General features: G+C 56.6%; 19 protein-coding genes. 13 read left to right on the forward strand and 6 right to left on the reverse strand.

Translation table 11 applies throughout. The features are described 5' to 3' along the window. Position 1: 1 nt before the first annotated feature. The 3 genes from atpA to VF639_RS21035 all read left to right on the forward strand — a co-directional run bounded on the left by atpA (position 2) and on the right by VF639_RS21035 (position 4,504). The gene (gene atpA, locus VF639_RS21025; protein ID WP_331147913.1) at positions 2-1,585 is read left to right on the forward strand and encodes a F0F1 ATP synthase subunit alpha; all 1,584 of its coding nucleotides are present in this window, start codon (positions 2-4) and stop codon (positions 1,583-1,585) included. Positions 1,586-1,679: 94 nt separating this feature from the next. Further along, positions 1,680-2,570 carry an ATP synthase F1 subunit gamma gene (atpG, locus tag VF639_RS21030; protein WP_331147914.1) on the forward strand — a complete coding sequence of 297 codons (891 nt, stop codon included), beginning with the start codon at positions 1,680-1,682 and terminating at the stop codon, positions 2,568-2,570. 287 nt (positions 2,571-2,857) lie between these two features. Beyond that, the gene (locus VF639_RS21035; protein ID WP_331147915.1) at positions 2,858-4,504 is read left to right on the forward strand and encodes a T9SS type A sorting domain-containing protein; all 1,647 of its coding nucleotides are present in this window, start codon (positions 2,858-2,860) and stop codon (positions 4,502-4,504) included. 162 nt (positions 4,505-4,666) lie between these two features. On the opposite strand, the gene VF639_RS21040 is transcribed toward VF639_RS21035, so the two are convergent. Next, positions 4,667-5,392 (reverse strand): HAD family hydrolase, encoded by a 726-nt coding sequence (locus VF639_RS21040; RefSeq protein ID WP_331147916.1) that lies wholly within the window; start codon positions 5,390-5,392, stop codon positions 4,667-4,669. A 156-nt stretch (positions 5,393-5,548) separates the two neighbouring features. On the opposite strand from VF639_RS21040, the gene pafA reads away from it, so the two are divergent. The 4 genes from pafA (at position 5,549) to VF639_RS21060 (ending at position 9,808) form a co-directional block, all read left to right on the forward strand. Further along, positions 5,549-7,258 carry an alkaline phosphatase PafA gene (pafA, locus tag VF639_RS21045; RefSeq protein ID WP_331147917.1) on the forward strand — a complete coding sequence of 570 codons (1,710 nt, stop codon included), beginning with the start codon at positions 5,549-5,551 and terminating at the stop codon, positions 7,256-7,258. Between the two features lie 122 nt (positions 7,259-7,380). Beyond that, the gene (locus VF639_RS21050) at positions 7,381-7,965 is read left to right on the forward strand and encodes an inorganic diphosphatase (RefSeq protein WP_331147918.1); all 585 of its coding nucleotides are present in this window, start codon (positions 7,381-7,383) and stop codon (positions 7,963-7,965) included. Between the two features lie 130 nt (positions 7,966-8,095). After that, positions 8,096-8,779, forward strand: coding sequence for a DUF6766 family protein (locus VF639_RS21055; RefSeq protein ID WP_331147919.1), 684 nt, complete (start codon positions 8,096-8,098; stop codon positions 8,777-8,779). A gap of 108 nt (positions 8,780-8,887) precedes the next feature. Beyond that, complete coding sequence (locus tag VF639_RS21060; protein WP_331147920.1) at positions 8,888-9,808, forward strand: UbiA family prenyltransferase; 921 nt, start codon at positions 8,888-8,890, stop codon at positions 9,806-9,808. Positions 9,809-9,887: 79 nt separating this feature from the next. Here VF639_RS21060 and VF639_RS21065 read toward each other — a convergent pair whose 3' ends face one another. The 3 genes from VF639_RS21065 to VF639_RS21075 are packed head-to-tail and all read right to left on the reverse strand — an operon-like array spanning position 9,888 to position 13,759. Then, positions 9,888-11,405 carry an NAD(P)H-hydrate dehydratase gene (locus VF639_RS21065; protein WP_331147921.1) on the reverse strand — a complete coding sequence of 506 codons (1,518 nt, stop codon included), beginning with the start codon at positions 11,403-11,405 and terminating at the stop codon, positions 9,888-9,890. Between the two features lie 59 nt (positions 11,406-11,464). Beyond that, positions 11,465-11,872, reverse strand: a complete 408-nt coding sequence (locus tag VF639_RS21070) for a response regulator (protein WP_331147922.1) — start codon at positions 11,870-11,872, stop codon at positions 11,465-11,467. A gap of 6 nt (positions 11,873-11,878) precedes the next feature. Then, on the reverse strand, positions 11,879-13,759 hold the full coding sequence (locus tag VF639_RS21075) for a sensor histidine kinase (protein WP_331147923.1): 1,881 nt from the start codon (positions 13,757-13,759) through the stop codon (positions 11,879-11,881). A gap of 166 nt (positions 13,760-13,925) precedes the next feature. Between VF639_RS21075 and VF639_RS21080 the strand changes: the two genes are divergently transcribed. From VF639_RS21080 to sdaAA, 6 genes are all read left to right on the forward strand, one after another. Then, positions 13,926-14,387: a response regulator gene (locus tag VF639_RS21080; protein ID WP_331147924.1), complete on the forward strand. Its 462-nt coding sequence runs from the start codon at positions 13,926-13,928 to the stop codon at positions 14,385-14,387. A 73-nt stretch (positions 14,388-14,460) separates the two neighbouring features. Next, entirely contained in the window at positions 14,461-15,546 is a 1,086-nt protein-coding gene (locus tag VF639_RS21085; protein ID WP_331147925.1) for a PAS domain-containing sensor histidine kinase, read from the forward strand. Between the two features lie 54 nt (positions 15,547-15,600). After that, the gene (locus VF639_RS21090; protein ID WP_331147926.1) at positions 15,601-16,434 is read left to right on the forward strand and encodes a M949_RS01915 family surface polysaccharide biosynthesis protein; all 834 of its coding nucleotides are present in this window, start codon (positions 15,601-15,603) and stop codon (positions 16,432-16,434) included. 109 nt (positions 16,435-16,543) lie between these two features. Then, positions 16,544-16,999, forward strand: coding sequence for a peptide-methionine (R)-S-oxide reductase MsrB (msrB, locus tag VF639_RS21095; RefSeq protein ID WP_331147927.1), 456 nt, complete (start codon positions 16,544-16,546; stop codon positions 16,997-16,999). A gap of 168 nt (positions 17,000-17,167) precedes the next feature. Beyond that, on the forward strand, positions 17,168-18,415 hold the full coding sequence (locus VF639_RS21100; RefSeq protein WP_331147928.1) for a T9SS type A sorting domain-containing protein: 1,248 nt from the start codon (positions 17,168-17,170) through the stop codon (positions 18,413-18,415). A gap of 263 nt (positions 18,416-18,678) precedes the next feature. After that, entirely contained in the window at positions 18,679-19,581 is a 903-nt protein-coding gene (sdaAA, locus tag VF639_RS21105) for an L-serine ammonia-lyase, iron-sulfur-dependent, subunit alpha (protein WP_331147929.1), read from the forward strand. Between the two features lie 35 nt (positions 19,582-19,616). Here sdaAA and VF639_RS21110 read toward each other — a convergent pair whose 3' ends face one another. Together VF639_RS21110 and VF639_RS21115 are read right to left on the reverse strand one after the other, a co-directional pair. Next, complete coding sequence (locus VF639_RS21110) at positions 19,617-20,666, reverse strand: hypothetical protein (protein ID WP_331147930.1); 1,050 nt, start codon at positions 20,664-20,666, stop codon at positions 19,617-19,619. Positions 20,667-20,749: 83 nt separating this feature from the next. Next, a complete protein-coding gene (locus VF639_RS21115) occupies positions 20,750-22,129 on the reverse strand; it encodes a LutB/LldF family L-lactate oxidation iron-sulfur protein (protein WP_331147931.1) in 1,380 nt (459 codons plus the stop codon). Between the last annotated feature and the right edge of the window lie 21 nt (positions 22,130-22,150).

Here is a 22,150-nt window from a genome sequence, read left to right on the forward strand (position 1 = left end):
CATGGCAGAAGTACGTCCGGATGAAGTATCCGCCATTCTGCGGGAGCAGTTGTCCAACTTCAAAACCGAAGCCGAACTCGAAGAGGTTGGTACGGTATTGCAGGTTGGCGACGGTGTAGCCCGCATTTACGGCCTGGGCAAAGCTCAGTCGGGGGAATTGCTCGAATTTGAAAATGGCCTCCAAGCCCTAGTGCTCAACCTGGAAGAAGACAACGTAGGTGCCGTAATGCTCGGCGACTACTCCGACATCCGGGAAGGTGCCACGGTACGCCGTACCAATAAAATTGCTTCCATTAGAGTAGGTGAAGGCATCGTAGGCCGCGTGGTAAACACGTTGGGTCAACCTATCGATGGCCGCGGCCCTATCCAAGGCGAAACCTTTGATATGCCATTGGAGCGTAAGGCTCCTGGTGTTATCTATCGTCAGCCCGTAACCGAGCCCATGCAAACGGGTATCAAGGCTATCGACGCCATGATTCCAATTGGACGTGGTCAGCGCGAGCTGATCATTGGCGACCGTCAGACAGGTAAGTCGGCGGTGGCTATCGACACCATCCTGAATCAGCGCGAATTCTTCGACCGGGGTGAGCCGGTTTTCTGCATCTACGTAGCCGTAGGTCAGAAGGCTTCTACCGTAGCGCAGGTGGTAAACTCCCTGACCAAAGGCGGGGCTATGGACTACACGGTGGTGGTTTCGGCTTCGGCCGCTGACCCAGCGCCGATGCAATTCTTTGCTCCCTTCACGGGTGCCGCTATCGGCGAATTCTTCCGCGACACGGGCCGGCCAGCGCTGGTCGTGTACGATGACTTGTCGAAGCAGGCAGTAGCCTACCGCGAGGTGTCGCTGCTGCTGCGTCGTCCTCCCGGACGTGAGGCCTATCCTGGTGACGTGTTCTACCTGCACAGCCGCCTGTTGGAGCGCGCCGCGAAGATCAACGCTTCCGACGTGATTGCCCGCGACATGAACGACCTGCCTGAGAGCATCAAGCACCTAGTAAAAGGTGGTGGCTCGCTGACGGCGCTGCCGCTCATCGAAACGCAGGCCGGTGACGTATCGGCGTACATCCCAACCAACGTAATTTCGATTACGGATGGGCAGATCTTCCTCGAAACCAACCTCTTCAACTCGGGTATCCGTCCGGCTATCAACGTCGGTATTTCGGTATCGCGCGTGGGTGGTAACGCGCAGATCAAGTCGATGAAGAAAGTGGCGGGTACGCTGAAGCTCGATCAGGCGCAGTTCCGCGAGCTGGAAGCCTTCGCAAAGTTCGGCTCCGACCTTGATGCTTCAACCAAGCTTACCATTGAGCGTGGTCGTCGCAATCTCGAAATCCTGAAGCAGCCGCAGTTCTCGCCGCAGAAGGTAGAAGACCAAGTAGCCGTTATCTACGCCGCTACCAACGGTCTGCTCGACCAAGTGCCTGTAAACCGGGTGCGCGAGTTCGAGAAGGAATTCACGCAAACGATGCAGTCCCGTCACCCGGAGGTGCTCCAAAGCCTGAAAGCAGGCAAGTTAGATGACACCATCACGGGGGCTATCCGCCAGGTTGCCAAAGACCTATCGGCTAGCTACGCTTCCAAGTAATCGTTGATTGTTGGTTGTTGATTGTTGGATGTTCCGCCAACGCGCAAATCGTCCAGCAATCAACAATCAGCAATTAACAATCAACCATCAATAAATGGCTAGCTTAAAAGAAGTCCGTAACCGCATTGTGTCGGTGCAAAGCACGCAGCAAATCACCAAAGCCATGAAGATGGTGGCGGCGGCCAAGCTGCGGCGCGCTCAGGATAACATCCTGCGGATGCGCCCTTATGCACAGCGGCTCAATAGCATTCTGACCAACCTCACGGGCCAGACCGATGGCGAGGTGGTAAGCGAGTATGCCGAGCAGCGCGAAGTGCGCCGCGTGCTAATCATTGCCGTTACTTCAGACCGCGGCCTAGCTGGTGCTTTCAACAGCAACATCTTTAAGGGGGTGAATGGCTTGATTCGGGAGCGTTACAGTGCGCAGGCTGCCGCTGGCAACGTAACCATGATGGCCATTGGCAAGAAAGCGCACGACTACTTCCAGCGGCGCGGTCCGTTGCTCGGCAATTACACGCACGTATTCGCCAAGCTCTCGTTTGACACAGTGCGTGAGGCGGCCGAGCAAGCTATGCAAGGCTTCCGCGAAGGGCGTTTCGATGAGGTGGTGATGGTGTACAATGAGTTCCGGAACGTGGCGACACAAATCGTGCGCACCGAGCAGTTGCTACCCTTAGTGCCGGCCGAGCCAACCGCCGCTACCAAGCCGACTTCGAACGTTGAGTACATCTTCGAGCCGTCGAAAGAGGAAATCGTGCAGACCCTGATTCCACAGTCGCTGAAGGTACAACTCTACAAGGCGGTATTGGAAAGCAACGCCTCGGAGCATGGTGCCCGCATGACGGCCATGGACAAAGCCACCGAAAACGCTGGTGAGTTGCTGAAGTCGCTGAAGCTAACTTACAACCGCACGCGTCAGGCCGCCATTACCACCGAGATTCTTGAAATCGTGGGTGGTGCTGAAGCTTTGTCTGCTAGTCGGTAGGCTCATGACTCATACTATAAAGGCCCGGCTCCATTCGGAGGCGGGCCTTTTCATTTTAGCAGGATATATAGCGTGCTTTAACTATCTTCGTTTGCGGTTGCGTTCTGCACTCCTACTCAATTAGTTGCGAGTCTGGCGCCAGCTGTATGTAGCAGTAAGTTTAGCGACAAAGGCTACATTTTAGGTGGTATAGTTTCATTCTTGTTATTCTTGTTTACTATATGGTATCACGTTTATTTTCCTGTGTTCGGCCTGTAGGGGCAGCGTTACCAACTAGTGTAGCCATCATGGGGCTGCTACCTACGGCTGTAGCCCAACCTACCATCACAACCGTAACGCCAGCGGCAAATGCTCGAGCTGCCGCCCGCACGGGGCCGGTTACGGTCACGTTCAGCCAGCAGCTCACGGCCGCATCGGCAGGTGCGCTAAGGGTGTTTAGTAGCCAGCGTGGGGGCCTGCGCACGTTGGCCACGCCGGCCGTGGTTAACGGAAATACCCTGAGCTTTATTCCCGTACCGTACCCGTTCATGCCCGGCGAAACGGTGCAGCTGACCGTAACCCGCGCGGCAGCCAGCAGCGGTGGTGCATTGGCGTCCGCACGGGTGCAGCAGTTCACGACGGCGACGGGTGGCACTGGCCGGGGCTTTTTTGGGTCGGACATTGAGGTGGCAGTGGGCAATAGCCCTGAAGACGTGGCCTTAGGCGACCTGGATGGCGACGGCGACCTGGATTTTGTGGCCGCTAATTTTGCTCCCGCCGGTACGGTGAGCGTCCGCCTCAACAGTGGCACTGGTATCTTCACAAACGGTCAGGAGCTACCTATCAGCTCCAACAACGGCCCGAGGAGATTGGCATTAGGCGACGTAGATGGTGATGGTGATCTGGATTTGCTGGCGGCTGTGCCTCTTAGCGGTGCAGTGTTTGTCCGCCTCAACAACGGCGCCGGCACCTTCAGCGGTAGTCAGAACGTGGTCATTCCGAGTTCTCCCGAGGATGTAGCCTTAGGCGATTTGGACGGCGACGGTGACTTGGACTTTGTGACAGCCAACATAGGTGCAGGTAGCACAGCGAGTGTGCGCTTCAACAACGGGGCTGGGCTGTTCAGCGGCAGCCAGAATGTAGCCATTGGCAATTTTCCGCGCAGTGTGGCCCTGGGCGATGTGGATGGCGACGCTGACCTCGACCTACTGATCACGAACTATAGTAGCAACGAGGTGAGAGTGTATCGTAACGATGGCACTGGCACGTTCGGTAGCAGCCAGAGCGTGCCCCTAACTTCCAACACTGAGGAATTAGCCTTGGCTGACGTGGATGCCGACGGCGACTTAGACTTAGTAGTAGCCCTTCCCTCCGTTAACACGGTAAGCATTCAACTGAACGATGGCGCGGGCACATTTAGCAGCGGGCAAGTCGTGGTGCTGGGCACCAGTAGTAATCTTTTAAGTCTGACCATGGGCGACGTGGACGCCGATGGGGACCTGGACCTGCTGATCGCCAACTCCGTTGCCAGTACGGCGAATGTGCTCCTTAACAATGGGGCCGGCAATTTCAGTAGCGGCCCAAGCGTAATGGTAGGCAACAATCCAGTGAGCATAACCGTGGGCGACATAGATGGCGACGGCGACTTGGATCTGCTTACGAGCAATCGCAATCAACCGGGCAATACGGTGAGTGTTCGGCTGAACAACGCAGCCGCTCCATTGGCTACACTTACAGGGGCAGCGCATCTGCCGATGATGCTTTACCCCAACCCTGCTCACGGTAGCTTCCGTGTAACCGGCTTGCCAGCCCATGCTGTTGTGGAGGTGTTCGACGTGGTGGGCCGCCCTGTTGCGCGAATAGTGGCCTCGACGAATACTACACAAATTGAACTGCCGGCGGGCTGGTACCTGGTACGTAGCGGCAGCCAAGTACAGCGCCTGGTGATGGAGTAGCTTGGTGTACCAGCCGCTCGAAGGTACCTGGTGTCAGGGCTCTTTTCAGGTAACGCCAAGCTTTGACTTCTGCGGATGAACGAAGCGCAAGTAGCTGGTACCGCGTCATGCGGTGCAACCATGAAATACTCACGTTGCGCGCGCGGAAGCCGGAGCTTGATGCTACACGTGCATATACTGCCGTTTAGCCATTTGCTTGCTCGGTTTTGGAATTTCGGGGTGTTGCTCCAATAGCTCCATTACCTTTTCTGGCGTGAAGTCGATGAAATCCTTGATAACCGTTAGGGGCGCTTGAAATTTGTCGGGTTTGATGGAGGTGCTGAGAGCTATGCAGCGCATGCCGGCTTTATAAGCAGCCTGCTCGCCCACTATAGCATCTTCAAAGACCACACACTGCTCGGGCGCCACGCCTAGTTCGCGGGCAGTCAGCACGTAAGTATCGGCGTGGGGCTTGCCTTTATCTACGTCGTCTTTGGTGATGACTACGTCGAAATATTGCCGCAAGTGCAGGTGGTCGATGATATAACCGATGGTATCGAGGCCGGAGCCGGTGCCGAGACCAATCTTGAAACCGGCGGCGCGGGCGGCCTGCAGAAAGTTGGTAAGACCCGGTGCTTCGCGGCGCTTGTCCCAATAGATGGTGCGGTACAGAAACTCGCGCTGATCGGCGTAAGTAGAGAGCTTTTTCTTGGGGACGTCGCTGGTGAAAACGGTCTCCAGAATCTTGGTGGCAGGCATCCCGTTCTCGCGTTCCAGGAGGCGTCGGGCGTTGGTGGTCAGGCCTAGGTCACGGAAAAGAAGCTGAAAGGCGCGGGCCTGATAGGCGGTGTTGTCGATGAGCACGCCGTCCATGTCGAAGATGAGGGCGTAGGGGGAAGAAGCAGTCATGGATGCAGGAGGACCGAATGTGAGTTTCGTATTGCTTCTGTACGCGGATTCGTTGGATTTTGCTGCTGTGGAGTTGAATCCTACGGCCGCAGCCTATCTTTGCGGCTCCTTGAATTGGGTTCTTATTCTGTTGACTGTCGCAACTGATTTTGCATTTTGAAAAAGAGCCTAACTTTCCTGATGGCCGCCCTGCTGGCGGTACCTGCCTTCGCGCAGAAAAAAGATAAAGCCCTGGCTCGTCCCAAGCTAATCGTGGGCATTGTGGTAGACCAGATGCGCTACGACTACCTCTACCGCTACTGGAGCAAGTACGGCAGCAACGGCTTCCGGCGCCTGCTAGGAGAGGGGTTCAGCTACGAGAATGCCCACTACAATTACGTGCCCACCTACACCGGGCCGGGCCACGCCAGCATCTATACGGGCACTACGCCTTCGGTACACGGCATTGTGGGCAACAACTGGTTTGTGCGTGAGGAAGGCAAAGCCACCTACGTAACCGACGACAAAACCGTGCAGCCCGTGGGCGGTACGGCCGCCGCTGGCCAGCAAAGCCCGCGCCATATGCTCACGAGCACCATCACCGACGAGCTACGGCTGGCGACCAATTTTCAGAGTAAAGTCATCGGTGTTTGCATCAAAGACCGGGGCTCGATCCTGCCGGCCGGGCACGCCGCCAACGCCGCCTACTGGTACGACGGCACCAACGGCGCCTTCATCAGCAGCACCTTCTACCAAAACAGCTTGCCCGCATGGGTAACGAAATTCAACAGCGAAAACCGGGCAGCCGACTATCTGAGCAAGCCCTGGGAAACGCTGCTGCCCATAACGCAATACACCGAAAGTACCGCCGATGATGTAACCTGGGAAGGCACGTTCAAGGGAGAAAGCAAGCCGGTTTTCCCACACGACTTGCCAACGCTTAGCGCTACTCCCACGGCGGCCGTAACCGCCAGCCAGCCTACGGGCGCTGAAAAAGTGCCCGTTGCTACCCGCAACCTCGACCTGATTCGGAGTACGCCCTTTGGCAACTCGCTTACTGCTGATTTTGCGTTGGAAGCCATTCGGGCCGAGCAGCTAGGCCAGCGCGGGCAAACCGATTTTCTGGCGCTTAGCTTCAGCAGCACCGACTATGTAGGTCACCAGTTCGGGGTCAACGCCATTGAAACCGAAGACACCTACCTGCGCCTGGACCGGGACCTGGCCCGGCTGCTCGAATATCTCGATAAGACGGTGGGAAAAGGGCAGGCGCTAGTGTTTCTGAGTGCCGACCACGGCGCGGCCCACAATCCTGATTTTTTGCGTAGCCAGCGGATTCCGGCCGGCTCGGTGGGGCCGCGCCTGATGCGTGACTCGCTGCAGCAGGTGCTGGTAAAACGGCACGGTGCGGGCCAGTGGGTACTGAGCTACGAAAACCAGCAGGTGTACCTCAACCGTCCGCTTATTGCGCAGAAAAACCTCAACCTGCGCACCTTTCAAGACGAAGTATCCGACATCATGATTGGCTTTGCGGGCGTTACGCGCGCCATCACGGCCGACGATTTGCAGAAGTCGCACTGGGAAAGCGGGATGCTGATGTACCTGGAAAACGGCTACTTCCCCAAGCGCAGCGGCGATGTGATGGTAGTGCTGGAGCCGGGCTGGCTGGAATCGTATCAGTATCCGGTGAACAAGGGCACCACGCACGGCTCGGCTGGCAACTACGACACGCACATTCCATTGGTGTTCTGGGGCTGGCACGTGAAGCACGGCAGTTCGGTAGTTTCGGCGCGCATTATCGATATTGCGCCCACGCTAGCCCGGTGGCTGCACATCCAGGAGCCCGACGGGTGCACGGGTACGCCGCTGCCAGAGGTGCTAGGCAAGTAAATTCGTTTTCGGTTTTTGGTTGTTTGTTTTTCGTTAACGTATCAGGCTTGGGAAGCCAGGTGAGTTGAAAGCAGTCAATCAGAAGCAAAAGCGATTAACAAACAAAAAAACAACGAAAAACAATGGCTCATTTTAACCCCTGGCACGACGTAGAGCGCGGCGACAATGCCCCGCAGGTTGTGAACGGCATCATCGAAATTCCCAAAGGCTCGAAAGCCAAATATGAACTAGATAAAGAGAGTGGCTTGCTGAAACTCGACCGGGTGCTTTTCTCGGCCGTGCATTACCCCGCCGCTTACGGCTTCATCCCGAAAACCTACTGCGACGACAACGACCCCCTCGATATTCTAGTGTTGTGCTCGGTTGACATCGTGCCGATGTGCCTGGTGGAAGCCAAGGTAATTGGCGTGATGCAAATGATAGACGGCGACGAAGAAGACGACAAAATCATTGCCGTTGCCGCCCACGACATCTCGGTGAATCACTTCAACGATATTGGCGACTTGCCGCCGCACACCCTGAACGAAATGCAGCGCTTTTTCGAGGACTACAAAGCCCTCGAGCATAAGCACGTGACGGTAGAGCGGTTTATGGGCCGCGAAGACGCCTACCGCATCATCGACGACAGCATCAAGCTCTACAACGAGACCTTCCCCAACGGTGCTGACTCAGAGTCGATTACCGAAAAGACGGGTGTCGAGCTGTAGCTAACGCTTTCATTTATTGCCGAGCCCTCCCTAAGCACACGTTTGGGGAGGGCTTTTTTGTGGCTGGGTAGTTGGCATCAGACAAGGGTCGAGGTGCCACTTTTTTGTGGAGCTTATCGTATGCGGCAGTATGCCCGACAAACCTTCGTCCTCTGCTTTTACTCGCTTTCTGTATGAAAACAGCCTCTTACTGGTCGGAGCAGTTTTGATTTTGCTGGCGCTGGTTGGGCAGACTCTGACCGGCTGGCACGAGTACAACGCGGACCTGGAACAGATGAAGCTGCTGCCCCTCACGCTAAAGCAGTACCTAGGCTCGGGGCATTTTTTGGAGGCTACTTTCGAAAATTGGGAAAGCGAGTTTCTGCAAATGGGTTTGTACGTGGTGCTTACCATCTGGCTCCGGCAGAAAGGCTCTTCGGAATCGAAGAAGCTGTACGAGAAAGAGGAAGTAGACCAGGAGCCCGACCCTAGCAACCCTGACGCGCCCGGCCCGGTAAAACGGGGTGGATGGCAACTGACGCTCTACAAAAATTCGCTCACTATTGCGTTCTTCCTGCTGTTCTTTGCCTGCGTATGGCTCCACGCGAAAGGCGGCGCCGAGATATACAGCATCGAGCAGCAGCAAGAAGGTAAGCCAACTGTAACCACGGTGGACTATATGGGCACGTCGCGGTTTTGGTTTGAATCGTTTCAGAACTGGCAGAGCGAGTTTCTGAGTATCGTTTCTATTGTGGGTTTGTCGATCTACCTGCGGCAGAAAGGTTCTCCACAATCCAAGCCCGTTAATGACGCTAACGACAAAACGGGCAAGTAAACAAAGCGGGTAGGTTGTCTGCTATAGAATTTGCGTAAGAGAAGAAGGCGAAGCGCTTTTCCTCTTGGATGCTGTGCCCGATCTTGCTGCTCTTGCCGGTCTTTGCCCATGCCTTTGTTTTCCTTTAAACCGTCGATAGTGCCGCCCACCGCGCCTGGAAACGCGACCGGGGCATGGGTAAATGCTTTGCGGCGCTGCACCGACGCCGTGCTTTATAGCAGCACGTGGCTGGCCCTGGCAGCGCTGGCCCTGACCTGGGCGACCTTTCTGTTCTGGCGGGTTGATATTCCGGTTCGGCTCGCGCTTATGATTTTTGCGGCCACGCTCTTCCTCTACAACATCGACAGCGTATTGCCCTACAAGCACGGGCAGCCCGTGGTGCTTTCGGGCCGTAAGCGCTGGATGCTGGAACACCGCCGCGAGCTGCTGGCCTTGGCTTTGGCAGCGCTGGCCATATCGGGCCTACTGTTTTTTCTGGACGGCTGGCAGCATCTGACCTTGTTTCTAGGGCATCTGGCTGCTATTTCTTTGCTGTATTCTCTGCCCATAGCCAAAGTTCGCGGCCGGTGGCGCGCCCTGCGCGACTTACCTCTGCTCAAGGTTTTTCTGATTGCTTATGTGTGGGCGGCCATCACGGTTTGGGTGCCAGCTTTGTACCTGGCCAAGCCATTGTTCAGCTCTATGGTGCTGATGCTTTTTGCCCGGCGTTTCTTTTTTATTCTAGCCCTGGCCTTCGTCTTCGACATTCGCGACTATACCAAAGACCGCCTCACCGGTACCCATACCTTCCCGGGCGTATTCGGAGTGCGCACCACCAAGTGGATAGCCCTGACCTCGCTGGCCCTGGCCAGTTTGCTGTTCCCGGCGGGTGTGGGCCATGAGCATCTGCTGGTGCTTATGCTACCTGCCCTGGCCGCTGCCCTCACCATCTGGTACGCCGAAGAAGCCCGCCCCGACTACTACTTCGCCCTCCTCACCGACGGCATCATGATTCTCCAGTTTCTGGCGGTGTACTTGGTGAAGTGGTGAAGTTGTGAAATGGTGAGTTCAACGTTCTACTTGCGCAATCTGCGTAGACTCGCGCCATGATAACGTTGAACTCACCATTTCACAACTTCACCATTTCACCTAAAGCTGGCCCGATGAACCGGACGATGTCGCCAGCGATTAGGCCGGCTTCACCAGTTTGTTGGGCGGCTAGGTCGCCAGCGTGGCCGTGGGCGAAGATGCCGATTAAGGCCGCGTCGAGAGGGGAGAGGCGCTGGTCGGCGCGCAAAGCCAGGAGCAGGCCGGTAAGGACGTCGCCACTGCCGCCGGTGCCCATGCCGGGGTTGCCGGTGCTGTTGAAGTAGAGCGGGCCTTCAGGCGTGCCGAGGGCGGTGTAGGCGCCTTTAAGTACGCAGTAGCAGCGGTGGCGGGCGCAAAAGGCGCGGAGCAGCTCCAGCCGGTGATAGTCGTCGCGGGCAGGTTCGGTTAGACGCTCGAATTCCTTGGGGTGCGGGGTAAGCAGAGTATTGGGCGGCAACTCGGCAAGTAATTCGCGGTGCGTGCCCAACAGGTTCAGCGCATCGGCATCAATGACGAGCGGCAGGGACGTTTGCTTGGTTTGCTGGAGTAGTTGGCGCAAGACCTCCGTAGTGGCAGCATCCTGCCCTAGGCCGGGGCCTATGCCCACGGCAGCATAAGACTTTAGGTCGGGTAGCTCGGTTACGAAGTGGGTGGCGGGGTCGGTGAGGGCCATGGCTTCCGGCACGGCGGTTTGCAGAATGGTGTAGCCCACGGCAGGAGTACGTACGGTGAGCAGCCCTACGCCCCCATGCAAGCAGGCGCGCGCGGCCAGTACGGCCGCACCTATCTTGCCGTAACTGCCCGCCAGCAACAGCGCGTGCCCAAACGTACCCTTGTGGGCAAACTTCGGCCGCTTAGGAAACCGTCTGGCTAGGAAATTAGCATCCACAAAGTAGTTATCCACAGCTGTAGTGTGGATAAATTCCTGGTCCAATCCAATAGGTAGTATTTCCCACTCGCCCACAAACCGCGCGTTTTGCGGCAGCAGGTAAGCCAGTTTTGGTAACTCAAACCCCACGGTGTAATCAGCCTGCACGACGGCACCAGCAACAGGCTGCGGCGCGTCGGTGAACAAGCCGGAGGGCAGGTCGATAGCATAAACAACCGCCTCAAATTGGTTGAGGTGTTGTACTACAGCGGCAGCTGCGCCTTCCAGTGGCCGAGTTAAGCCCGTACCGAATAGGGCATCTATTACCGTGGCTTTAGTGGGTAAGGACGGTAGCTTCTTTGGGTTCAGCTCCGTGCATGGTACTTCCGTGGGCAGTCGTTGGCGATTCATGGTGAAATCCGAGGAGTACTTGTCGGCGGGCAGCAGCCATACTTGCACGGAGTAGCCGGATAGGTGTAGCTGCCGGGCCACAACCAACCCGTCGCCGCCGTTGTTGCCGGGGCCGCAAAACACATGTACTTCGCCGGCGGCTTCCTGACCTAGGCGGTCCATTAGCCACTCGCTGAACATGGTGGCGGCGCGTTCCATCAACTGGTCGGAGCGGATGTTGGCGGCCTGCATGGTAGCTTGGTCGGCGGCGCGGGTTTGGGCAGCAGAGAGTATCTTCACGAGAAGCAGATCAGAGAAGTCTTGGGGTGAAATTGAGGCTTGATGAACCGCCAGCAACCTTAGTCCTGATGATTAAGCGTAAGCCAGTAATTCACTAGCTCTTGCACGGCCGCCAGAAAGTCCCGGTACTCCAACGGCTTGATGATGTAGCTGTTGGCGCCTAGCTGGTAAGACTTTTCCACGTCGCGGGGTTCTTGCGAGGTTGTAAACACCACCACGGGCAAGCCCCGGTTTTTTTCGCTGCCTCGTAGGGCTTCGAGCACTTGCAGGCCGCTGGTCTTGGGCAGCCGCAGGTCTAGCAGCAGCAGGCGGGGCGGCCGGGTCAAGCTCGCCAGAAAAGTTAGCGCCGCTTCCCCGGTGGGTATCGAAACATAGTCCAGCGGCTGCGTCAGCTTGCGCAGGGCGCGTTGCACGAGCTCCACGCAGTGCGGGTCGTCCTCGACGTGCAAAATGTCGATGTTATCCATTGAAGCTTAAGCTTGCGCGGGGTTGGAAGGAAGGGTAAAATAGAAGGTAGCCCCCTGGCCCTCCTGGCTTTCGGCCCATATGCGTCCGCCGTGGTTGGTCACAATGCGCTGACAAATAGCCAAGCCTACGCCCGTACCCGGAAATCCTTCGGCCGAATGCAGCCGCTTGAATACCCCGAACAACTCGGTGGCGTAGTGTGCAGCAAAGCCTACGCCATTGTCGGCAACCGAATATACGGTATCCAGCCCCTGATGATGACAGGCAACGGTGATAAGCGCCGCTGGCTGGCCCGCCGAAAATTTAATGGCGTTGCTCAGCAGGTTGAACCATACCTGCCGGATGAGCTGGCGGTCAACCCACGCCGTGCCGAGGGGCGCAATAGCCAGTTGCACCTGCCCCGGCCTGTCCGCCGCCGTCATTTCCGTCGCCATCGTCCGTACGAGTCGGTCCAGGTCCACTATTTCCTTGCGCACGGCCGTACGGCCCAACCGCGAAAACTGCAACAAGGCCTCAATCAGCTCGTGCATGGAGCGGGCACTGCTAAGAATAATGGTTAGAAGGCGCCGCCCTTCCTCGTCCAGCGTTAAGGCGTATTCTTCTTCCAGAATGCCCCCAAACGACAGCACCGAGCGCAACGGCGTTTTGAGGTCGTGCGAAACGGAGTAGGAAAATGCTTCGAGGTCCTGGTTTTTTTGCTCTAGCTCGGTGCTGTACTGCTGAATTTGCCGGCTGGCGGCCGATAAGTCTTCCAGCGCCGCCGATAGCTCGTTGTTGGTAGTTTGCAGGCTTTGGTTTAGGGCTTGCAGCTGCTGCTCGTTGCGCTGGCGTTCCGTAACATCCATCACGGTGCCTTGCAGGTGCATTACGCTCCCTACAAGCGTGGGTTTGCCTCGCGCCAACAGGTACTTCTGCGTCCCGTCGGGCAGGCAAATGCGTTGCTGCGTTTCGTAAGGAACAGATTGGCGAAATGAGGTTGCTACGGCGTTAAACACTTTAGTCCGGTCGCTGGGGTGCAGGGCCTCGCTTAGGATGCTGATGCTGGTTGGCTGCCCGGCCAGCGCCAAGTTCCAGCCATAAATGTGGTAAAGCTCTGGCGTGCCAGTGAACATGCCGTTTGCATCCAGGTCGAAGCTGCCTACCTGCGCAATTTCCTGCGCTTCGTAGAGCTGGTCGAGCAAGCGACGCTGCTCGCCCGACAATTCAGCTAACGCCTCGTTCTTCAGCACCAATTCCCGCTTTAGTTGCTGCTGGCGCCTCAGGTCGCGCACAATGGTGTAGGCCGCTACTCCAAACAGGCTCACCAACACTACCAAGCCTACCAGGTTCACGCGGTTGTTGAGCCGCGCCTCGGTTTCAACCTGCCTCAGGAGGAGCGCCAGCTTTTTTTGCTCATAGGTTTGCATCTGGCCTACCAACTGCCGAATGGCATCCAACAGGCGCTTGCCTTCGCCCCCGGCCACCAGCTGCGCAGCGGCCTCCAGTTGCCCGGCCCGTACCAGCCGGATGGTTTTGTTCAGAAAGCCTGTTTCACGGTCGATCAGACGGCGCAGCCGCGGCAGCCGCGCTGCCTGGTAGGGTGTTGATTTCGTGAGGTTTTCCAGCACGACTAGCTCCTGCTGCAGGCTACCCAAAGCGACGTTGTAGGGCTCCAGGAACCGTTCCTGGCGGGTAATGACGTAGCCTCTTTCGCCAGTTTCAGTATCTTTGGTTAAAGATAAAACAGTTTCCAGCTGATTGATCAGGCGCTGCGCCTGCTGCACCTGCAGTACCGTGCTGATATAGCGGCTGTTGCTGCGGCTATAGAAATAGCCGGTTGTTACCAGCAGCAAAGCCGCCAGTAAGAAGCTTAGGTATATTTTTTTTCTGATGAGAGAAATCTGCTGCATACAAGGGCTTGTCCGTCACGCTCGCTCGAGTGCGTACGGTTTGCGTAAGGAAAGTAAGCGAATCTTAGGTAAAGGGTGAAAAACGTGACCACAGCCCAAGGAGTTTACTTTGTTGCATCAGAGCTCCTTTAAATTCACTGATTTACCAAACTGCGTGCTGCGTTCTATGTTGCCGTCTCATCCTGAAATACTGCTTATCGAAGACAGTGCCCACGACGCCGAGCTAACCTTTCGCGCCCTGAAGGCCAAAATGCCTTCCCTGGAGTATTATCACCTCCGCAACGGCGAAGAAGCCCTCGACTATCTGTTGCGCCGCGATACGTACGACAACCAAACGTACCAGCTGCCTCTGCTGATCCTGCTCGACATGGATTTGCCGAAAATCAAAGGCATGCAGGTGCTGGAAGTGCTTAAATCGGACCCGCGGACCAAAGCCGTACCGGTGGTAGTAATCACTGTTTCCACTTCGGCCGCCCAAATGCAAGAGGCCTACCAATTGGGGGCAAACAGCTACATTATCAAGTCAATGAACTTCGTCAAATACTCTTTAAGTATTGCTGAGATAGTGCACTATTGGCTTTTTATCAATGATTTACCTAATTATCATAAACTTTCGGACTCGAAGTAAAAGGTAAAAAAGGCCTGCGTCAGCCCGGTTATCATTCGTTGTCCGCAGTGCTTTCCGGCGTTGCTTGGCCCCTATGGATTCTACTTGCCACTCTGTTCTTAACGCGTTGCCCGACGCCATTGCCCGGTACGCGCCGGGCAGCTTTAAAATCACGTTTGTCAACGGTGGATTCGAACAGCTATTGGGTTGCAGTAGCGGAGCGATAGTAGGCAAGACGATTGCCGAAGTAGTGGAGCAAAACGAAGCCGTAGCGCTTTGGGAGCAGGCCTTGCAGCAAGTGCAGCGTACCCGTGTCCGGGTTTTGGTGCCCGAATACCTGCACGTGGCGGGCCAGCAGTATCAAGTGGAAGTAGTGCCCGAAATAGCACCCGATAACTGTTTGGTGTCTTTGCTTTCAATAGTCCGCGACGCAACGGCCCACGAGGTGACCAAAGACGAGCTGGTCCGTTCTCGTCAGCAAATAAGCCAGCAGCACGAGGCCCTCACCCGGGCCACCGGGCACCTCGAAAACTTTGTGTACACCGTCGCGCACGACCTCCGGGCCCCCGTCGACAACCTAAGTGTACTTACCAATCTCTTGCTGGAACGTCCGCACGACCACGACAGCCAGCTACTGATGGAGCATATGCTATTGTCGGTGAGGCAACTGGAAACTACCATTGCCGATTTGGTGGAAGTGCTGGAGGTGCAAAGCACCTACAAAGTGGTAGCGCATCAACTCTGCCTCCAGGAGGTATATGCCGAAGTAGCGGCCGAGCTGGCCACCAAAGCAGCGGATGCAGTCATGGAAGCTGACTTTACCGAACTAACCGAAATCAGGTATATCCGCAGCTACTTGCTAAGCATTTTTCGCAACATACTCGGCAACGCCTTCAAGTATCGGGCGGGTCAGCGCCCGTTGGTGGTGCGGGTAAAGGCCTGGACGGAGGGCGACTATTCGGTGGTGTCTTTTCAAGACAACGGCATTGGCATCGACCTGCCCAACCTACGACACAAGCTCTTTATGCCGTTTTCCCGCCTGACCAGCCAAGCCGAAGGCAAAGGAATCGGGCTGCATTTGGTTAACAACATCGTGCAAAAAAACGGAGGCCGCATTCAAGTCGAAAGCACGCCCGATGTAGGCACCACGTTCACCTGCTTTCTGAAAGAATACGAATAGCTTGTGTTGGAAAGATATCGTACGAGCCGTTTGCTGTCTTATTCCACTTCGCACATGCATAAGTTTGCAATGGGTTTGCTGCTTGCCGTGGCCGCTTGCACCGACAAGCCCGCCGAAACCACGGCCCGTACTGCGCCGCCCCAAGCTACTGAGGTTCCGGCGACGAGTGCACCTGTGGCAGATAGCCCTAGCTCTATCACCCCGCAAGCCGTAGCACCAACCAGCCTACCCGTTGCGCTGCGCTTACCCGGCCAATTGCTGGAAGCGTGGCGCTGGACGGACGCGAACGGAGAAAATATGCTGGTCGTGTTTCGCACAGTGTCCTCATTGCAGCAGCAGCGGAGCTCCCCGCCGCCCGACTCCAGCGAGGTGCAAGACAGGCAGGATTTCGAGCGAACGGCCCGTCTCACGGCCCGGCAATATGTGCGTCTGCCGGGGCAAAGCCCTTACAGCGAGCTATGGCGCCTGCAAGATGCCGTTACGGACTGCCCCCTCGACATGACCCTGCGCCTGCAGCCCGGCAGCACCGCCATCACCGACCTCGACCACAATGGCCGCACCGAGACCACACTGGTGTACGCTCTGGCCTGCCGGGGCGACATAAGCGGGGCCGACCTGAAGCTGATTATGCGGGCCGGAACCGCCAAGTACGCACTACGTGGCGCTTCTCTCGTGCAGTACGATTCCGTTCCGGCCCAACAGCGGCAGCCGCGCAATCCCTGTTGCTTAAACAAACTCAGCGCCGCCCAGCGCGAGCAAGATAACACAGAGGGCTACTACCAAACCGAAGCGGAATTTGAGACGGCGCCGCCTGCTTTTCTGGCATTCGCGCGGCAGCATTGGCAGCAATTCAGCATCGAAAAGCTAGGCGAGCATGAGGATTTGTAGGAACAGCCAGCGGCTTCGGTTAACCCCAACGGGGCAGCGTAAACTTCCACTGCTGTGTTTGCGTTTTGCTTGAAACACGCCTAACCTACTGACCCAAAACCAACCGCATATGCAAACCTGGAACGACGTTATCCGCCTTGCCAACCACCCGCTGCCCTCGCCGCGCCGCATCGAGAAAACCGATGCCGAGTGGAAAGCGCAGCTCACCTCCGAGCAATACCACGTCACGCGGCAACACGGTACTGAGCGGGCCTTCACCGGCGAGTACTGCGAAGCCCACGAAGCGGGCCTCTACGCCTGCATCTGCTGCGGCACCCCGCTCTACGACTCGCGTACTAAATTCGAGTCGGGTACCGGCTGGCCGAGCTTCACGCAGCCAGTCGACGAAAATGCAATTCGGTACAAGAAAGATACCAGCTACGGAATGGTTCGCGTGGAAGTGCTTTGCAACGTCTGCGACGCCCACCAAGGCCACGCCTTCCCCGACGGCCCTGCCCCTAGCGGATTGCGTTTGTGCATCAACTCGGCCAGTATTAAGCTGGTGAGTGAGCCGCAAACGGCATAAGACGCTAGATTATTCCACGGATATTTTGTGTTCCCGTTGCTGGTCCTTCGAGAGAAGAACTGGTAACGGGAATTTTTTTGCGACACCTATAAAAGTGCAATTTTAAACTATACATTTGTCTGCTTTTTCTACTTCCAGACAGGCTTTATTTCTTTATTTATTCTTCACATGGTTAAATCTTTACCCTTTATTGGTGCTGCCCTGATGCTAACTATCAGCACGCGGGCCCAATCTCTCACAGAGGTGCTACAGGCCGGGAAATGGCCTACTACTACCACTAGCTTGTCGGCGCCTACGGCCTCTCGTTTGGTGGTTTCGCAGCTGCAACAAGCGCTTGTTCAGAATGCTGCCAACAATGGCACTAGCTGGACTGATTATAGCCGCGACGTGTATTCACGCTACTCTGGCATGTATGCCGACTTGCCCGGCACTATACGCTACGACCGGTGGAGTGGTAGTGCCTGGACGCCGGTGCAGGCTACCCGGCGGCGCTATACGACCACGGGCAAGCTTTTAAGCGACACTGTCATCTCCTATCAATCTGGAGTTGCAGGGCAAGCTATTCTGGCTAAGGCAATTGCTTACAATGCTGCTGATCAGGTTGCCGAGGAAAAAACCTTCGCTAACCTCAACAGTGCTTGGGAAGAGCTTCAGCGCAACACGCACACCTACGGCACCAATAACTTAGTGGCGCAAGTACTCGAAGAAGTTAGTTTGTCAGGTAGTTATGAGACTACAGGCCGGCGCATCTTCACATACAATGCCCAAGGTCAGCGGGTGGAGTACGAAGTGCAAGCTTCGGATGGCTCGGGTGGTTGGGAAAAGGTGCAAAAAGTAACCTACGGGTATTCCACTAACGCTACCGGAGCGGTAGAACAGGCTGTTATCCAGATAGCTTCAACGGATGGCACCACGTACCTCAACTCCAACCGCCAAACGCTCCAATACGACAGCCAAGGCAAGGCCACAACCCTAACGACCGAGGCGTGGGACAACAACGCCTGGCAAAACTATCTGCAGGCTACCTACACCTACGACGCGCTTGACAATCCTTCAATTCTTACGCTGCAAACCTGGAGTGGCACGAGTTATCGGAATGAGCAGCGTTTAATTCTTACGTACGCACAAGTTGCCAGCAACCGGTCGGCCGGTAAGCTGAATGCTGCTCTCACGGTAGCGCCTAATCCGGCCGCTGCTGCCGCTACAGTGCGCTATGAGTTGCCAACTGCTGGTCAGGCTACGGTGGAGGTAGTTGACCTGATGGGTCGCCAAGTAGCATTGGTTGCCCCCAAAGCCATTCAGGCGGCGGGCACACACACGGTGCAGCTTCCCGTTTCAACCTTGGCGGCCGGGCTGTATGTAGTGCGCTTGCAGATGGGCAATCAGACTCAGCAAACCAAGCTGGAAGTACAATAGCAAGCAGTTAATTACCGCATAAGGAAAGCGGCCGGCTACTTTAGTGAGTAACCGGCCGCTTTATTTTAAATGAGATACAGTAAGATGTGCCTGTTTAGAGAATAAGAGCCAGACGAAAACCGAGTAACTCAGGCTTCCAAACAGGAGAGAGTTAGCAAAGCCGCGGAATTAACGAACTTCACCTGTCGTTGCGGCACTCTGATTTGCCAGGCTGCGTTTCAATCTACTGTAGCTATTCCTTTCGCTCCTAAACCCCACCCACCATGTCCCTGCTCTTCACTGATTTTGCTTCCTGGCGTGCACATTGCGCCGCCACGGGCGAACCGCTTTACCAGCCCGTGCTGGCCTATGAAATCGAGCAGAAGGGCCGTACGGAAGAGGAAATATGGACGGGCTTGCAGCGCGCCTACGACGTAATGCGCGACGCCGTGCAGACTGGCCTCACGCAGGACATGACTTCTCGCTCAGGCATGATCAACAACGGTGCGAAAAAGATTGCCGCTTCACCGGTCACGGTTTTGTCGCCGGAGTTCAAAAACCTGATTACCCGGGCCTTTGGGGCCAAGGAAGTGAATTCGTGCATGGGCCGGGTAGTGGCGGCCCCCACGGCGGGCGCCTCTGGCATCTTGCCCGGCGTGCTCGTCACGCTTCAGGAACTCCACCACCTGTCCGACCGTGCTATTCTGGAAGGGCTGCTGGTGGCAGCAGGCATCGCGCTTATTATCGAGCAGAATGCTTCACTGGCCGGGGCGGTAGGCGGTTGCCAGGCCGAAACTGGCTCGGCGGCGGCTATGGGCAGTGGGGCTATTGTATACTGCCTCGGCGGCTCTGTCGAGCAGACGTTTGCAGCGGTGGCGGTTACTATTCAGTGCATGCTCGGGCTAATCTGCGACCCGGTGGCGGGGCTGGTAGAAGTGCCCTGCGTAGTGCGCAACGCCTCGGCGGCGGCCATTGCTTTTTCCTCGGCCCAAATAGCTATTGCCGGCATCGACCCCGTAATACCCGTCGATCAGTGCGTAGCGGCACTAGGCGAAGTGGGGCAGAGCATGGAAACCCGTTACAAGGAAACGGCCCTCGGGGGCCTGGCTAACACGCCCCGCGGCCGTGAAATCGAGAAGATGGTGCTGGTGCAGGACGTGCAGATTTTGCCCGATGAGGGACAGTAGGTAACAGCCACTGATAAGAGTGGTTGGTGGTAGAGCTACACCGACTTCACTTCCGGGGCCATCGTCAGCTTGCCTAAAAACTCTAGCGCGGTGGCATAACGGCCGCGCAGCTCGCGGTACTGCTTCCAAGCCTCGTCGCGCGCGGGGTGCATGGCCAAGCCGGCTTCTTGCAGGTCGTCGTAGGCTTTGTCGAAGTCGGCGCGGCCAGGGTCTTCCACCGGGTCGTTGTCGGGAAGGATTTTAGAGGGCTCAACTTCCAAGCCCTCGTCGAAAAAGCGGTATACCCGGTTAACTGCCAAACAACCCGCTTTAAAGGTTACTTCCATCTGCGGGTCGCGCTTGTCGTCAACGGAACTGAATATCAAAGACGCCGTGTCCAGAATTAAGGCCGCGGTGGTTACCCAGGAGCGGCCCGGCTGCGGCGAGCGAAAAAACGATAAGATGGGCAAGGAGGTATGGCTTTCCTCGATTTCCACAAACCATTCCTCCCATAGCTCCCACTGGCTGGCGTCGTCGTGCAGGGAGCCGCTGCGGTTGAGCCACTGCAGCAGAGCGCAGGCCGAAGGGGGAGTGCCGGCACGCAGTTCCAGGCGCGAAACCACAATTTCGCGCCGCGAGAAAGCCTGATAGATTGTGGGCAGATACGAGATGAGCAGGGTCATCAGCAACAAGCCCATAGTAGCTTCTGCAAAAGTGAACCCCGTAATGATGGGGCCGCGCGTTTTGTGGGTGCCAAGGGTGAGCAGCGAACTACCACTAAGCTGGTAGCATTCCAGCCAGGAGCCTTCGTACAGCCCCCAGTAAATGAGCGTGTAGCCGCCCGAAATTACTGCCAGCCATACAATGGGTAGCGCCACCAAGGCCACGGGGGCATAATGGGCCTGTACCCGGTCGCGCAAACCGAAAGTGGAACGGGTAGAAGCAGCCCAGTTGAAAACAAGGCGCAAGCCTTGAAACACGTAGCCGTTCAGCTTAACTACTTCGTTGCGGGGCAACACAAACGAGCGGATTGCGGCAGATAGAGTGATAAGAATTAGAATGACGCCAGCCGCAAAAGCTAGTATCCGCGGCACAAGTTCTAGCATAAGCAAATAAAAAGGCAGCTAATTGGAGCTGCCTTTTTACTGTGATTCAAGCTAATAAGTTGGAATTGCCCAGCTTTGGCAACCTATTTCCGCGTTTTCCAAAGCTGCTTAAACGACTTCGGCGCCACTTCCAGCGCGTCGCGGCGCTTGCTCCAGCCTACTTGGCTGAGCAAGCGCAGCAGCACCCAGTTTTTGGCGCGGGCGGGCAGCAGATCCAACAAGCGGCGGTTTTTCATGGCCACCAGCCACAACCGAATAGCTGTGCGCTCTTCCCGGTCGGTGATGCCTTCCCGTACGGTTTGCTGCCGGTTTTGGAGCAGCAGGTTATGAATCGGGATTTTCACCGGGCACACCGAGGTGCAGGCGCCGCACAGTGAGGAAGCGTAGCTGAGGTGCTTGTTTTCGGCGAGGCCCGCCAGGTGGGGCGAAATCACCGAGCCAATGGGGCCGGAATACGTGGTTTCGTAGGTGTGGCCGCCGATGTTCTTGTACACCGGGCAGATGTTGAGGCAGGCGCCGCAGCGGATGCAGTTCAACGACTCGCGCTGGGCCGGCTGGGCCAGCAGATTGGTGCGGCCGTTGTCGAGCAATACCACAATCATTTCATCGGGGCCGTCTTTTTCCAGGGGCTGGCGCGGACCGGTGTAGATGGTGTTGTACACCGTCACTTGCTGGCCGGTGCCGCTGGTGCTGAGCAGCGGCCAGAACAGCGCCAGATCATCGAGCTTCGGAATCACTTTCTCGATGCCGACAATAGCAATGTGGGTGCGCGGAAAAGTAGCCGATAACCGGGCGTTGCCTTCGTTTTCGGTTACGGCTACGGCGCCGGTATCCGCAATCAGGAAGTTGCCGCCCGTGATGCCTACTTCGGCCGAGGTGTACTTGCTGCGCAGCAAATGGCGCGCCGTGAGCACCAGCTTTTGGGCATCATCGGTGTACTCGATGCCCAGGTGCTTGACGAAGATGTTGGCAATGTCCAGCTTGCTCAGGTGCATGGCCGGCGTCACGATGTGGTAGGGCCGCTCCCCGTTCAACTGCACGATAAACTCGCCCAGGTCCGTTTCCACCGACTCAATGCCGTTTTTCTCCAGGAAATGGTTGAGGTGAATTTCCTCGGTGGTCATGCTCTTGGCTTTCACCACGGTTTTGGCCTTGCGCCGGGCCATAATCTTCCCGATTTCGCGCAATGCTTCGTCGGCATCCTGTGCCCAAATTACCTTGCCGCCCCGCGCCGTAAAGTTGCGCTCGAACTCCAGCAGGTACTCGTGCAAGTTGTTGATAACCGTAGACTTCAAGTACGAAGCGCGTTCCCGCGCCAGCTCGTGGTCTTGGTAGAAGGCCAGGCCAGTGCTTACCGCCGCATTATACTTCCCAATATTGAAGCGGATTTTACGACGGTGCTCTAAGTCGAAGGCCTTCTTTTCGCTGTCGAGCTGAAACTGGCTGGATTTCGTGGCTATCATGGTAATGCACTTATTTACTAT

Source organism: Hymenobacter sp., from assembly GCF_036387835.1.
Lineage (GTDB): Bacteria > Bacteroidota > Bacteroidia > Cytophagales > Hymenobacteraceae > Hymenobacter.

What these genes read in the sequence shown, in the direction of transcription:
- atpA (WP_331147913.1), top strand. Translation starts at nt 2, where the DNA reads ATGGCAGAAGTACGTCCGGATGAAGTATCCGCCATTCTGCGGGAGCAG.
- atpG (WP_331147914.1), top strand. Translation starts at nt 1,680, where the DNA reads ATGGCTAGCTTAAAAGAAGTCCGTAACCGCATTGTGTCGGTGCAAAGC.
- VF639_RS21035 (WP_331147915.1), top strand. Translation starts at nt 2,858, where the DNA reads ATGGGGCTGCTACCTACGGCTGTAGCCCAACCTACCATCACAACCGTA.
- VF639_RS21040 (WP_331147916.1), bottom strand. Translation starts at nt 5,392, where the DNA reads ATGACTGCTTCTTCCCCCTACGCCCTCATCTTCGACATGGACGGCGTG.
- VF639_RS21050 (WP_331147918.1), top strand. Translation starts at nt 7,381, where the DNA reads ATGGCTCATTTTAACCCCTGGCACGACGTAGAGCGCGGCGACAATGCC.
- VF639_RS21055 (WP_331147919.1), top strand. Translation starts at nt 8,096, where the DNA reads ATGCCCGACAAACCTTCGTCCTCTGCTTTTACTCGCTTTCTGTATGAA.
- VF639_RS21060 (WP_331147920.1), top strand. Translation starts at nt 8,888, where the DNA reads ATGCCTTTGTTTTCCTTTAAACCGTCGATAGTGCCGCCCACCGCGCCT.
- VF639_RS21070 (WP_331147922.1), bottom strand. Translation starts at nt 11,872, where the DNA reads ATGGATAACATCGACATTTTGCACGTCGAGGACGACCCGCACTGCGTG.
- VF639_RS21075 (WP_331147923.1), bottom strand. Translation starts at nt 13,759, where the DNA reads ATGCAGCAGATTTCTCTCATCAGAAAAAAAATATACCTAAGCTTCTTA.
- VF639_RS21080 (WP_331147924.1), top strand. Translation starts at nt 13,926, where the DNA reads ATGTTGCCGTCTCATCCTGAAATACTGCTTATCGAAGACAGTGCCCAC.
- VF639_RS21085 (WP_331147925.1), top strand. Translation starts at nt 14,461, where the DNA reads ATGGATTCTACTTGCCACTCTGTTCTTAACGCGTTGCCCGACGCCATT.
- VF639_RS21090 (WP_331147926.1), top strand. Translation starts at nt 15,601, where the DNA reads ATGCATAAGTTTGCAATGGGTTTGCTGCTTGCCGTGGCCGCTTGCACC.
- msrB (WP_331147927.1), top strand. Translation starts at nt 16,544, where the DNA reads ATGCAAACCTGGAACGACGTTATCCGCCTTGCCAACCACCCGCTGCCC.
- VF639_RS21100 (WP_331147928.1), top strand. Translation starts at nt 17,168, where the DNA reads ATGGTTAAATCTTTACCCTTTATTGGTGCTGCCCTGATGCTAACTATC.
- sdaAA (WP_331147929.1), top strand. Translation starts at nt 18,679, where the DNA reads ATGTCCCTGCTCTTCACTGATTTTGCTTCCTGGCGTGCACATTGCGCC.
- VF639_RS21110 (WP_331147930.1), bottom strand. Translation starts at nt 20,666, where the DNA reads ATGCTAGAACTTGTGCCGCGGATACTAGCTTTTGCGGCTGGCGTCATT.
- VF639_RS21115 (WP_331147931.1), bottom strand. Translation starts at nt 22,129, where the DNA reads ATGATAGCCACGAAATCCAGCCAGTTTCAGCTCGACAGCGAAAAGAAG.